The organism is Streptomyces sp. NPDC001920 (genome assembly GCF_053594495.1).
Genome location: NZ_JBSFEP010000023.1, coordinates 86,599 through 99,551, shown reverse-complemented (window position 1 = coordinate 99,551; position 12,953 = coordinate 86,599). Strand labels below are relative to the sequence as shown.

Annotated in this window: 11 protein-coding genes; 7 read left to right on the top strand and 4 right to left on the bottom strand. The window is 72.0% G+C overall.

What is annotated here, in order from left to right; genetic code table 11:
• Nucleotides 1-211: 211 nt before the first annotated feature.
• The 3 genes from ACWCPI_RS32335 to ACWCPI_RS32325 form a co-directional block, all read right to left on the bottom strand.
• Nucleotides 212-481 carry a hypothetical protein gene (locus ACWCPI_RS32335; RefSeq protein WP_451041502.1) on the bottom strand — a complete coding sequence of 90 codons (270 nt, stop codon included), beginning with the start codon at nt 479-481 and terminating at the stop codon, nt 212-214.
• 126 nt (nt 482-607) lie between these two features.
• Complete coding sequence (locus tag ACWCPI_RS32330; protein WP_451041501.1) at nt 608-1,444, bottom strand: anti-sigma factor; 837 nt, start codon at nt 1,442-1,444, stop codon at nt 608-610.
• Entirely contained in the window at nt 1,423-1,965 is a 543-nt protein-coding gene (locus ACWCPI_RS32325; protein ID WP_451041500.1) for a sigma-70 family RNA polymerase sigma factor, read from the bottom strand. The genes ACWCPI_RS32330 and ACWCPI_RS32325 overlap by 22 nt, the downstream gene beginning before the upstream one ends.
• Nucleotides 1,966-2,195: 230 nt before the next feature.
• Between ACWCPI_RS32325 and ACWCPI_RS32320 the strand changes: the two genes are divergently transcribed.
• The 4 genes from ACWCPI_RS32320 to ACWCPI_RS32305 all read left to right on the top strand — a co-directional run bounded on the left by ACWCPI_RS32320 (nt 2,196) and on the right by ACWCPI_RS32305 (nt 8,864).
• Nucleotides 2,196-3,728: a DUF4331 domain-containing protein gene (locus ACWCPI_RS32320; RefSeq protein WP_451041499.1), complete on the top strand. Its 1,533-nt coding sequence runs from the start codon at nt 2,196-2,198 to the stop codon at nt 3,726-3,728.
• Between the two features lie 108 nt (nt 3,729-3,836).
• Nucleotides 3,837-5,447, top strand: a complete 1,611-nt coding sequence (locus tag ACWCPI_RS32315) for a tetratricopeptide repeat protein (RefSeq protein ID WP_451041498.1) — start codon at nt 3,837-3,839, stop codon at nt 5,445-5,447.
• The gene (locus ACWCPI_RS32310; RefSeq protein WP_451041497.1) at nt 5,444-7,186 is read left to right on the top strand and encodes a nickel transporter; all 1,743 of its coding nucleotides are present in this window, start codon (nt 5,444-5,446) and stop codon (nt 7,184-7,186) included. The genes ACWCPI_RS32315 and ACWCPI_RS32310 overlap by 4 nt, the downstream gene beginning before the upstream one ends.
• 64 nt (nt 7,187-7,250) lie before the next feature.
• Entirely contained in the window at nt 7,251-8,864 is a 1,614-nt protein-coding gene (locus ACWCPI_RS32305; RefSeq protein ID WP_451041496.1) for a protein kinase domain-containing protein, read from the top strand.
• Between the two features lie 28 nt (nt 8,865-8,892).
• On the opposite strand, the gene ACWCPI_RS32300 is transcribed toward ACWCPI_RS32305, so the two are convergent.
• Nucleotides 8,893-9,702 (bottom strand): SGNH/GDSL hydrolase family protein, encoded by an 810-nt coding sequence (locus tag ACWCPI_RS32300; RefSeq protein ID WP_451041495.1) that lies wholly within the window; start codon nt 9,700-9,702, stop codon nt 8,893-8,895.
• 317 nt (nt 9,703-10,019) lie between these two features.
• Here ACWCPI_RS32300 and ACWCPI_RS32295 point away from each other — a divergent pair, with 317 nt between their 5' ends.
• From ACWCPI_RS32295 to ACWCPI_RS32285, 3 genes are all read left to right on the top strand, one after another.
• Nucleotides 10,020-11,225 (top strand): S8 family peptidase, encoded by a 1,206-nt coding sequence (locus ACWCPI_RS32295; protein WP_451041494.1) that lies wholly within the window; start codon nt 10,020-10,022, stop codon nt 11,223-11,225.
• Between the two features lie 202 nt (nt 11,226-11,427).
• Nucleotides 11,428-11,826, top strand: coding sequence for a hypothetical protein (locus tag ACWCPI_RS32290; protein ID WP_451041493.1), 399 nt, complete (start codon nt 11,428-11,430; stop codon nt 11,824-11,826).
• Nucleotide 11,827: 1 nt separating this feature from the next.
• Nucleotides 11,828-12,925 carry a GNAT family N-acetyltransferase gene (locus ACWCPI_RS32285; protein WP_451041492.1) on the top strand — a complete coding sequence of 366 codons (1,098 nt, stop codon included), beginning with the start codon at nt 11,828-11,830 and terminating at the stop codon, nt 12,923-12,925.
• Nucleotides 12,926-12,953 lie beyond the last annotated feature (28 nt).

Below are 12,953 nucleotides of genomic sequence, written 5' to 3'. Positions count from 1 at the left end.
AACGGCCGTGCACGGTGCAGGCGTTGTGCGCGGGTCGCGGCCGATGAGCGGGATCGGGGAGGAGTTGAGGGACGTGCCCGCGCTCGGACGGCACTCCGGGACGCCACTGCCCGCCGTGGGGATGACGGACGGCGACAGCGCGATGGGCGCCGGGCCGGAAGTGACCGCCGAACGCGGGCCCTCGAAGTCGTTCGAGGAACGCCGGTGCGACTCAGCGTCCGCCGAAGAGCGAACGGCGCAGGCGACGCAGCGGGGCGAAGAGCGAGACGCGGCGGACCCGTGCACCACGGTCGCTGCCCGCGTGCTTGGTGTCACGAGTGGTCAGTTCACGCATCAGCGAGGTCGCCTCGGCCGCCTCCGTCGGGGGCACCGCGGGACCCGCCAGCACCGAGAGGTGGCGGTCGAGGCGCGAACTGGTCGCGCTGCTCCCGCACGTGATTGCAGGGACCCTGGCCCTGCTGCGCACTGTTATCTGTTCCATGTCACTCCCCACCCGTACGAGTCCACCCGGCCCGGGCAGGTTAACCCTATCGCCCCGGCGGGGCACGCGTGTATCGCGGTCACAGGATTCACCTTCCCCGTAAGGGTGTTGACAACCCGTCCGCCGTCACTCTCCGAATCCAACCGATTTCAGGGCGAGTTGGACAAGCGGCTGGCTGGTGGGCTGCGGCGAGCCACCGTCCGGCTCGACCGTCACAGCCAGTGACGTCGCCGACTTGTCGAGATCGGACGCGACGAGGGGCGTGTCGCCGTCGAAGAGCCCGAGGGAGCGCGGTTGTGCGTCCGGGCGCATCAGCCAGAGCTGGTGGACCCGGCCGCTCGGCAACTCGCTGTATCCGCGCAGAGTGACGATCGCCCGCCCCTCCGATGCGGAAGCAACCACTCCGATCGTCCGCCCGCGCGCGTCCTTACCGGAGGTCGCCCGGGCGTCGGGAGCCGCCAGAACGTTAGCGATCTCACTCGCCCGAGCCTGCTGGGCGTCGAGCCGGTCCTGGGTCCGCTCGGCCTGGACGGCGAACAGGGAGGCCACGACGAGGGCCGCGGCGGCCGTGACCGTGGCGAACGGCACGAGCAGCGGGCGCGACCTGGCCACGCGGGTGCGCGGCGGCGGCTGGGTTCCCCACACATGGGGCGGCAACTGAGTGGCACGCGCGCGTGCCTGCTCCCGCCCGGCGGGCTCCTGCGGAGTGGTCCGTACGGCGGCCAGGACCCGGTCGCGCATCGCGGCCGGCGCCGGGGCGGCCGCCGACCAGGCGAGGCGCACGGCGTCCTCGGACAGGGCCCGCACCTCGGCGGCGCAGCTGTCGCAGGCCTTCAGATGCTTCTCGAATCGGAGCCGCTCGCCGCCTTCCAGGGCGTCGAGGGCGTAGGGGGCGGCGAGCGAGTGCAGGTCCTCGCGCCGCAGCAGACGGCCGACGAAGCTCACGCGACACCTCCCAGGCATTTGCGCAGCTGGGTGAGTCCGTCGCGCATACGGGTCTTGACCGTGCCCAGCGGCAGGGAGAGCCGCTCGGCCACTTCACGGTACGTGTAGCCGTCGTAGTAGGCGAGGGTGACCGACTGGCGCTGCAGCGCGGTGAGCCGGTCGAGGCAGCGGCGCACCCACTCACGTTCCAGACCCGCCTCGACCTCCTCGGCGACATGGTCGAAGGCCGGATGGTTCGCGCGGAGCGCCTCGCGCTGCTCCCGCTCTCCGGCCGCGCGGGCGCTGCGCACCCGGTCGACGGCGCGGCGATGGGCGAGGGTGAGGACCCAGGACAGCGCGCTGCCCCGCCCGGGGTCGAACTTCGCGGCGGACCGCCACAGTTCGAGGAGCACCTCCTGGGCCACCTCCTCGGACTGCGCGGGGTCGCGCAGCACGCGCCGTACGAGCCCGTACACCGGCCCGGACACCAGCCCGTACAGCTGCTCGAAGGCGTTCTGGTCACCGCCCGCCACGAGCACCAGCAACTCGTCCGCCTCCAACTCGTCTCCCCCTCCAGCAAGACCGCATCTCGGCCGTCCCGTCCCACGAGGTCTTCGCAACGCACGCACCTCCGGATGGGGTTACGGATCAGCGGCCCGAAAACGCGGGTCCCCCGACGATGAAACAACTTTTCACTTCAACCGTAAGAACGCTTGGGATTCGACCAATCCACCCTGGCGACGGCTCCGAATGGGATGCGTCAGGCAAGTTGGCACTGAGGACGGACGGCATGACACCTAATTCCAGGAGCGGTGCGGGACGCAGGGGCATCGCGACCCTCATCTGTGGTGCGCTGGCCGCCGGGGGGCTCGCAGCCGCCGGCGTGACCGCGCTGGAACCGGGGGCGGCCTCCGCCTCCAGCCACCGGGAGGCCCCGCTGATCTCGGGGACTCCGCAGTACGACAACACGGACGTGTACGCGTTCGTCAGTCCGGACAAGCCGGACACGACGACGATCATCGCGAACTGGATCCCGTTCGAGGAGCCGGCCGGCGGACCGAACTTCTTCACGTTCGCCGAGGACGCCCAGTACGACATCAACATCGACAACAACGGTGACGCGCAGGGCGACCTGCTCTACCGCTTCACGTTCGACACGCACGTCAAGAACAAGAAGACGTTCCTGTACAACACGGGCCCGGTCGAGAGTCTGGACGACCCGGACCTCAACATCACGCAGACGTACGACATCGAGCTGATCAAGCTCAAGAACCAGTACCCGGTCTCCAGGACGAAGGTCGCCAACGATGTGCCGGTGGCACCGTCGAACGTCGGCAAGGCGTCCATGCCGGACTACGCCAAGCTGCGCGAACAGGCCGTGCACAAGCTCGCGGGCGACGCCACCGCGTTCGCCGGGCAGGCCGACGACCCGTTCTTCCTGGACCTGCGCGTCTTCGACCTGCTGTACGGCGGGAACCTCTCCGAGGTCGGCAACGACACGCTCAAGGGCTACAACGTCAACTCCATAGCCCTCCAGGTCCCGAACCACATGATCGCCGAGTCGGCGGAGCAGCCGGTGGTCGGCATCTGGTCGACGACCCGGCGCAAGAACGCCAAGGGCCGCTTCCAGCAGGTCTCGCGCCTGGGCAACCCGCTGGTGAACGAGGTCGTCAACCCGCTGAAGGACAAGGACAAGTTCAACGCCTCCTTGCCCGTGGACGACGCGCAGTTCCTGAAGAACGTCACCAACCCGGAGCTGCCGAAGCTCATCGAGGCCATCTACAAGATCCCGGCCCCGGCCGAGCCGCGCAACGACCTGGTCGACGTCTTCCTCAAGGGCGTGAAGGACCTCAACCAGCCGCCGCACGTCACACCGTCGGAGATGCTCCGCCTGAACACCTCGATCAAACCGGCCGCTGAGCCCAAGCGGCTCGGCGTCCTCGACGGCGACACCGCGGGCTTCCCGAACGGCCGCCGCCTCACCGACGACGTGATCGACGCCTCGCTCCAGGTCGTCGAGGGTGAACTGCTGGGCGCCAAGAACGACCTGGGTGACGCGGTCGACAAGAACGACAAGGAGTTCGAGAAGGCCTTCCCGTACGTCGCCCTGCCGACCGAGGGTTCGCGCGGCCCGCTCGCCAAGGGCACGGACGGCTCGACGGACGTCCGCAGCCAGCTCGGCGACGCACTGCAGCCCGCGGGTGCCTCCGGCACCGAGGACACGACCCTGATCGCCGCCTCGGCGGGCGCGGGAGCGCTGGGCGTCCTGCTGATCGGCGCGGCCCTGGCCTGGTGGCGCCGTACGCGGAACCGGGCTTACTAGCCGGCCCTGCGACCGGCGCGGCCCGCGAGGACTCGACCCCCCACGGCGCGGGCCGCGCCGCCCCACGCGACAACGTCCCGTCCACAGCAAGGTGACCGAGGAGAGGGCATGGCCCCGCGCACGAACGACAACGAGCCCGAGCGGGACGACGACATCCACGACGTCGCCGACCTGACGGCCTCGCAAGGGGGCCCCGCGCTGCCCGGGACCGGCGAGGGGGCCGACGAGCGCGTCGCAGCGGTGCGGCGGGTCAGGGCGGCGCGGGACCGGAAGGACCACGAGCGGGCGTCCGACGGCGAGCGGGAGAAGGGTCCCGCGCTCTCGGCGCCGGCCCGTGCCGTCGGGGGCGAGGAGGCCCGCCGGGTCGCCGCCGTACGCCGTACCGCCGCGGCCGGCCGCCGCCGCGCTCTCCACCTCGCGGGGTGCGCCGCCCTCCTCGCCCTCGCCTTCACCGCCGGCTCCGTGGCGATCGGCGCGGCCCGCGACGACGACGGCCGGCGCATCGCCCCCGCCTCCGCCGCCGTGTCCCCCGGCCTCCTCGCGACCGCCGACCTCGACACCGGCATCACCTCCCTCCAGGCCCACCTGCGCGACCAGCCGAAGGACTTCACCGGCTGGGCCACCCTCGGCCTCGGGTACGTGGAACAGGCCCGCACCAAGGGCGACCCCTCCCGCTACCCCCAGGCCGAGCGGGCTTTCGAGCGCTCCCTCGACCTGAAGCCCGGCAACGACCAGGCCCTGGCCGGCCGCGCCGCCCTCGCCGCCGCACGGCACGACTTCGAGGACGCCCTGAACCACGCCGACCAGGCCCTGAAGCAGAACCCCTACAGCGAGCGCGCCCTGTGCACGCGCGTCGACGCCCTGGTCGAACTCGGCCGCTACGCCGACGCCGCCGAGGCCGCCGACACGGCCGACGAGCGCCGGCCCGGCATCCCGGTCTTCACGCGCTACGCGTACGTGCGCGAACTGCGCGGCGACGTGGACACGGCCCGCCGCGTCCTGGAGCAGGCCCTCTCCTCGGCCGCCTCCCCCGGCGACATCGCCTACGTCGCCACCCAGCTCGGCCAGCTCGCCTGGAACCAGGGCGACCACGAGAGGGCCCTCACGCACTACGCCCGCGCCCTCGCCGCGGACGACGACTACGTCCCCGCCCTCGAAGGCCGCGCCCGCGCCCAGGCGGCGAACGGCGACAGGGCCGCGGCGATCGAGGGCCTGAAGGACGTCGTCTCCCGCTCCCCCCTCCCGGGCCCGCTCGTCGAACTCGGCGAGCTGTACGAGGCGACGGGCGACAAGGCCAAGGCCGACGACCAGTACGCCCTCGTGGACGCCTGGACGGCCCTGGCCCGCGCCAACGGCGTCAACGCCGACCTCGACACCGCCCTCGCCGCAGCCGACCACGGCGACAGGGCCGCCGCGCTGCGCGCCGCCCGCGCCGAGTGGAACCGCCGCCACACCGTGCACACCGCGGACGCGCTCGCCTGGGCGCTGCACGTCAACGGCAAGGACGAGGAAGCGCTCGGGTACGCCCGCAAGGCCACGGCCACCGGTTACCGCAACGCCGCGTTCCGCTACCACCGCGGGATCATCGAGCGCGCCAACGGCAACACCGAGCAGGCCCGTGAGCATCTGCGGGCCGCACTGAAGCTGAACCCCGGCTTCTCGGCGCCGGGCGCCCGAGAGGCCCGTACGGCCCTGAAGGCTCTGGAGGCCGCCGAGTGACCCCCCGTCGACTGCTCGCCTCGGCCGCGGCCGTCCTCACGACGACCTGCGCGCTCGCGCTGTTCGCCGCCCCCGCCGCGAGCGCGCACCCCCTCGGCAACTTCACCGTCAACCGCTACGACGGCCTGGTCGCCGCCCCCGGCGAACTGCGCGTCCACCATGTCGAGGACCTCGCCGAGATCCCGGCGACCCAGGCGAAGCCGGACATCGAGAAGGCGGGCATGGCGGGCTGGGCCCGGCAGCGGTGCGAGGAGGCCGCGCGGGGCAGTGAGGTCACCGTGGACGGCCGTACGGTCGATCTGGCGCTGAACGGCAGCCACGCGCGCGTGCGGCCCGGTCAGGCGGGGCTGGACACCCTGCGGGTGGAGTGCCGGCTGACGGCGCCGCTCCCCGAGAAGGCCGCGGTCGCCGTAGGTTTCCGGGGTGCTGGCGCCGAGGCGGGCCCCGGCTGGCGGGAGATCACGGCGCGCGGCGACCGGATGACGCTGGCCGGCTCGGACGTGCCGAAGGAGTCGCTCTCCGGCGAACTGACGGAGTATCCGGAGGAGTTGCTGTCCTCCCCCGCCGACACCAGGAGCGCGTCCCTGCGGGTGCGCCCGGGAGGACCCGCCCTCGCCGACGAGGAACCGGCCGCGCCGGGCAGTTCCGTTCTGCCGCGTGGCGCCGACCGCTGGACTCGGGCCCTGGACGACCTGGTCTCCCGCCAGGACCTCACCGCCGGCTTCGCCGCCCTCGCCCTGGTCATCGCGGTCTTCCTCGGTGCCATGCACGCGCTGGCCCCGGGCCACGGCAAGACGATCATGGCCGCGGTCGCGACCGCACGCGGCGGCCAGGCCCGCCTCAAGGACGTCCTGCCCCTCGCCGCCTCGGTGACCGTCACCCACACCCTGGGCGTGGTCGCCCTGGGCGTCCTGATCACGGCCGGCTCGGCGGCGGCACCGTCGGTCATCACCTGGCTGGGCATCGCGAGCGGTGTCCTGGTGGCACTGGCGGGGGTGACGTTGGTGCGCCGGGCGTGGCACATCCGCGGACACGGGCACGCGCACGCCCACGGTCACGGTCACTCACACACGCACGACGGCCCGGACGGCCACCCGCACCATCACGCCGACCACACCCACGCGCACGAGCACAACCACGACCACGACCACGGTCACAGCCACGAGCACGCTCCCCAGCGGGAACCGGTCCTGGTCACCGCGCACGCGCACACCGCGTCAAAGGCCCCCGTCCCCGCACCCGGCCCCCGGCACGAGCACGGCCACAGCCACGCCCCCGACAGCACCTCCGAGCCCGCCCACCCGCACCCCCACCCGCACCCCCACTCCCACTCCCACTCCCACGGCCTTTTGACCCACACCCACGGCGGCTTCACCCACACGCACTCCACCGCTCCCACCCTCCGCGGCACGATCCTCCTCGGCTTCGCCGGTGGCCTGGTGCCCAGCCCTTCCGCGGTCGTCGTGCTCGTCGGCGCCGCGGCGCTCGGCAAGGCGTGGTTCGGGCTGCTGCTCGTCGTGGCCTACGGCGTCGGGCTCGCGCTGACGCTGACCGCGGCCGGCTTCGCCGTCGTCAAACTGGGTACGGGCGTCACCCGGCTCATGGACCGGCGCCCCCGCTGGACCGCACACCCGGTCACCACCTTCCTGCGCAGGACAGCACCGCTGGGATCGGCGCTCCTCGTCGTCCTCCTCGGGGTCGGATTGGTGTTCCAGGGGGCGGCATCCGCACTCGGCTGAGCTACTTTTGGGAAGAAATAAGACGGAGTGGAAGATTCGCACGGATGGCGAACGGGGGACGCCCGTGTCCGAAGAACCGGGCAGTGAACGTCTGATCGCAGGCCGCTACCGCCTCCTGTCCCCGCTCGGTGAGGGCGGCATGGGCACGGTGTGGCGGGCCCATGACGAGTTGCTGCACCGCGAGGTGGCGGTCAAGGAAGTGCGCGCGCCGCACGGGCTGCCGGCGTCGGAGGTCGAGCGGATGTACGCCCGGCTGGAGCGCGAGGCGTGGGCGGCGGCGCGGGTCGCCAACCGCAATGTCGTCACGGTGTACGACGTGGCGACGCAGGACGGCCGGCCCTGGATCGTCATGGAGCTGGTCCGCGGGATCTCGATGGCGGAGCTCCTCGACGCCGAGGGCCCGCTGAGCCCGCAGCGCGCCGCGCACATCGGCGCCGAGGTGCTCTCCGCGCTGCGGGCCGCGCACGAGGCCGGGGTGCTGCACCGGGACGTGAAGCCGGCCAACGTGCTGCTGTCGAACGACGGCCGGGTCGTCCTGACCGACTTCGGGATCGCCATGGTGGAGGGCAGCTCCGCGCTGACGATGACCGGCGAGGTCATCGGCTCCCCCGAGTTCCTCGCCCCGGAGCGGGCGCTGGGCCGCACGCCCGGCCCGGAGTCCGATCTGTGGTCCCTCGGAGTGCTTCTCTACGCGGCGGTGGAGGGCAACTCGCCGTTCCGCCAGGACACCCCGCTCAGCACCCTGCGGGCGATCGTCGACGAGGAGCTGCCCCCGCCGCACCGGGCCGGGCCGCTCGCCCCGGTCATCGAGGGACTGCTGCGCAAGGACCCGGCCGAGCGGCTGCCGGCCGACCGGGCCGAACAGGAGCTGCGCGTCGTCGGTGCGGGCGGCACACCGCGCGCCGGCACCGTTCGGGCGGCCCCCTACCCGCCGACGCTCGCGGCCCACCCGACGCCGACCGCCCCGACGTCTCCCCTCCCGCCGCCCGGAGCGACCCGTCCCGCACCGGCCGCCGGCCCCGGTCGGGACACCGCCCCCGTCCGCCCGGAGCGCAACCGGCGGGCGGCCGTCGCCCTGGTCGCGGGCGTCGCCGCTCTCGCGCTGGCCGTGGCGGGACTGACGTACGTGCTCCTCAACCGCGACGGCGGCGGTGGGAACGAAGGGGGCGGCAACCCCACCGTCCAGACGCGGGAACCGACTGCGCAGACCGAGGACGAGAACACCACGGGCGGGGACGAGACCCCGAGACCGAGCCCGAGCAGCAGTCGGACGACCGCTGCGCCGCCGCAGTCCGTACGGGTGTCGCTGGCGGGCTCGAACACGGAGTACTCCGGGTCCTGTCCGCCGCCGAGCGGTGAGGCGCCCGCTTTCACGGCGACGTTCACGGTGGGGCGGCTGCCGGCGGAGGTCAGCTATCGCTGGGTGTCCGGGGACGGCGAGGTGATGGACCAGGGATGGAAGACGCTCTCGTTCCCGGAAGGGGGCGGGCGGAGCAAGCAGGACCGGGTGTTCCTGACGACCTACGACGAGAGCGGGACGTTCGAGAGCGAGATCGGTGTCGAGGTGCGCGAGCCGGTGGAGACGAAGTCCGACTCCGTCGCGTTCTCGGTGACCTGTGTGACGGAGACCCCGACGGGCGGGGTCTCGCCATCGCCTTCCGAGGAGCCGACCTCGTAGGGCGAGCCCGTGGCGGCCTGACGCGGGATCAGGCCGCGCTGTTCAGCACCGGCAGGTAACCACCCGACTGGCCCGCGGCCGTCGGGTGGTAAGACTCGGGGATGTCGAGCCAGTTGACGGCGTGCATCCACGAACTGCCGGAGCAGATCTCGTGACCGGTGAAGGCGGGCCGTACGTCCCCGAAGGTGAACCCGTGGTTCAGGGCACGCTTCTCGGTGGCGGCGTCGATGTGGTCGGCCGCGTCGTTGAGCGCCCTGCGCTTGGTCTCGGACAGGCCGAGGCACGTCGCCACCCCCAGCTTGTAGAAGCGGGGGTAGCCGAGCACGACCACATGGGCGGACGGGGCCTTGGCCCGGATGGCCGAGTAGACGGTGTCGAGCCGGCCGGGCAGCGTGGAGTCGACGAACGCCTTCGCGGTGTTGATCCGTGAGACGCAGGCGCTGTCGGACTGGAGCACGCAGGTCTGCATGATGTCGGAGAAGCCCGCGTCGTTGCCGCCGATCGTGATGGACACCAGCGTGGTGGAGGAGCTGAGCGGGCCGAGCTGACTGGCGGTCACATCACTCGTACGAGCGCCCGAGCAGGCCGTGAAGTCGAACGTGGAGGGGGAGTTCGCGGCGGCCCACAGGTACGGGTACGCCTTCGTGCTGCGCTTGCAGTCGCCGCTGGAAGTGATGTAGCTGCCCGCTCCCAGGCCGGCGGAGTAGGAGTCGCCGAGGGCCACATAGCCGCCGGTGGCGGCGGTGTCGGCGGCCTTCGCGGCGGCGGCCCCGGTCAGGACGGTGCCGACGGCGAGGAGGAGTGAGGCGACGTATGCGGTAAATCGGGAACGTCTCATGGAACCTCCCTATAGCAGGATCTCTGCCATAACCGTCGTACCAACTACGCGTGTTGACGGGAAGTGTCCATGCCAAGACTTTCGGGGTCATCGCGGTCTCATCCTGTGTGTTCGCTGTCGGTTCGATTTCATGTTCATGACAGCATTGTTGACAGGTCATCAACTCCCTTGTCCCGCACGCCGGGACCACAGATCCTTTACCTCGACCCGGACGGGAACGCGACGTTCCGGGCCGTGCGACGCGAGCACGCGCGCACCCCCCACATCGCGCGCACCCCACCCCCGTGCGCGTCCGCCTGGAGGAGGACTCCCTCGTCATGGCACAACTGCGTAACAAGAAGCTGCGGTTCGCCGCGATAACCAGCGTGGCGGCCGCCGCCCTCGTGGGCGGGCTCACCACCCTCCCCGCCCACGCCGCCCCGGCCGAGGGCAGGGTCCTGGCCGCCGGTTCCCCCACGGCGATCAAGGACAGCTACATCGTCACACTCAAGAAGAACGCGGGCCTGAAGGCCGCTTCGAGCGCGGGCAAGAACCTGATCAAGGAGTACGGCGGCACGGTCGACAGGACGTTCCGCACCGCGCTGAACGGCTACACCGCCACCCTCTCCGCGACCGAGGCGAGGAGACTCGCCGCGGACCCGGCGGTGGCCTCCGTCGAGCAGAACCAGCGCGTCCGGACGGACGCGACGCAGTCCGACGCCCCGTGGGGCCTGGACCGCATCGACCAGACCGCCCTTCCGCTCTCGCGCACCTACACCTACCCCGACAGCGCGGGCAGCGGCGTGACGGTGTACGTCATCGACACCGGCGTCCGGATCACCCACAGCGACTTCGGCGGCCGTGCCTCGTACGGCTACGACGCGGTCGACGGCGACACCACCGCCCAGGACGGCAACGGGCACGGCACCCATGTGGCCTCCACCGTCGCGGGTTCCACCTACGGTGTCGCCAAGAAGGCGAAGATCGTGGCGGTGCGGGTGCTCAACAACAGCGGTAGCGGCACCACCGCGGGCGTGGTCGCGGGCATCGACTGGGTGACGGCCAACCACTCCGGGCCCTCCGTCGCCAACATGTCGCTCGGCGGCGGTGCCTCGGCCGCCCTGGACACGGCCGTGCGCAACTCCATCGCCAGTGGTGTGACCTACGCCGTCGCGGCCGGCAACAGCAACGCCAACGCGTCCTCGTACTCCCCGGCCCGGGTGGCCGAGGCGATCACCGTCGGCGCCAGCACCAGCACCGACGCCCGTTCCAGCTTCTCCAACTACGGCTCGGTCCTGGACGTCTTCGCGCCGGGCTCCTCGATCACGGCGGGCTGGCACACCGGCGACAGCGCGACCAACACCATCTCCGGTACGTCCATGGCGTCGCCGCACGTCGCGGGCGCCGCCGCGGTGTACCTGGCGGGCCACACCGCCGCCACCCCGGCCCAGGTCGCCTCGGCGCTCACCGCCGGAGCCACCACGGGCGCGGTCACCGGAGCCGGCTCCGGCTCGCCGAACCGGCTCCTCAAGCTCGTGCCGTGACGCGCCCTCGCACCACCTGAACCACCGTTCCCCGGAGGCCCGCCGCCTCCGGGGAACGTCCGCGTCGGGGCCGGATACGAACAGATGTCAAGAGGCCGTGCGCATCTTGACGGCCGATGCGGCGCTGCGCGACATTGAAGCCCGGCATCCGGCGCTTCGGGGGGCAAAGTCGCCAATGCAGACCTTACGCAACAAGACAGTTATGTCTCAGGAAACCGATCGGGCGCGGCCAGGACCGGGGAGGGACCTGACGCCGCTGCTCGCGGGCGCCGCGACGGCTGTGGGGGGACTCGGCGCGATGCTCGCGCTGGTCGACTCGGACTCACCGCTGCGCGGCCCGTTCACGTTGTTCTTCCTGCTCGCGGCACCGGCCGCGGCGATCGCCGCCGCGCTGCGCGGGCTGGAGCCTTTCGGCCGCACCGTCGCCGCGGTCGCGGGTGCGGTCGTCGTCGACATGCTGGTGGCCCAGGGCATGCTGGCCGTGCACCGGTGGTCGGTACGCGGCGGGATCGTGGCGGTGACCGCGATCAGCGCCCTCATTCTCGTGCTGGTTCTGGTACGGCGGCTGCACGGCCGTACGACACGAAGGCGGACTGACTGACGTGGACATCAGCGTGTACCGCCCGGGCGAGCTCGGCTCCGCCGACCGGGCGGCGTGGACGGCGATGCAGTCCAAGGCGCATCTCCAGGGCTCGCCCGAGCTGGGCAACCCCTTCCTGTCCCCCGAGTTCGCGCTCGCGGTCGGCCGCTACCGGCGCGGGGTGCGGATCGCGGTCGTACGGGAAGGCGGCGAACCGGCCGCCTTCTTCCCGTTCCAGCGGACACCGACGGGGGTCGGCAGGGCCATCGGCCTCGGTGTCTCCGACGCCCAGGGAGTGGTGCACCGGCCCGGCTTCACCTGGGACGCCCGGGAGCTGCTGAAGGCGTGCGGGCTCGCCGTCTGGGAGTTCGACCACCTGGTGGAGGGCCAGACGGCGTTCTCGGCGCAGGCCACCGGCAGGTACCCGTCCCCGGTCATGGACGTCGACCGGGGATACGAGGCCTACCTGAGCCAACTGCGCGAGCGCTCACCGAAGTTCACCCGGACGACGCTCGCCAAGGAACGCAAGCTGGGGCGGGACCACGACGACGTGCGATACGTGCACGACGAGCGTGACCCGGCCGCCCTGCGCACGCTGATGGCCTGGAAGTCCGCGCAGTACCGCAGGACCGGCCGCAGCGACCGCTTCGCGCACGAGTGGATCACCCAGCTCGTGGAACACCTGTTCCACAGCCGTTCCGAGCCGTTCGCGGGGATCCTGTCGGTGCTGTACGCGAACGGCGAGCCGATCGCCGCGCACTTCGGGCTGCGCACCGAGCGGGTGCTGGCGTGCTGGTTCCCGGCCTACGACCCGGCGTTCTCGAAGTACTCCCCGGGGCTGGTCCTGCATCTGCGCATGGCCGAGGCGGCCGCCGCTGACGGCATCGCCCACCTGGATCTCGGGCGGGGACAGAAGGAGTACAAGGACTCCCTGAAGACACGCGAGCTGACCGTGTCGGAGGGGTGGGTGACCCGGCGTCACCCGGTCGCGTTCGGACACCGGGCACGACGTGCCCCGGTCCGGGCGCTGCGCAACACCGTGCAGGCACGGCCGGAGCTGTTCGAACCGGCGGACCGACTCCTCAAGCGCGTGGGGAAGATCCGCTCGGGGCGGGGGTAGCGGCCGGGCCAACCGGGCCGGTTACGGT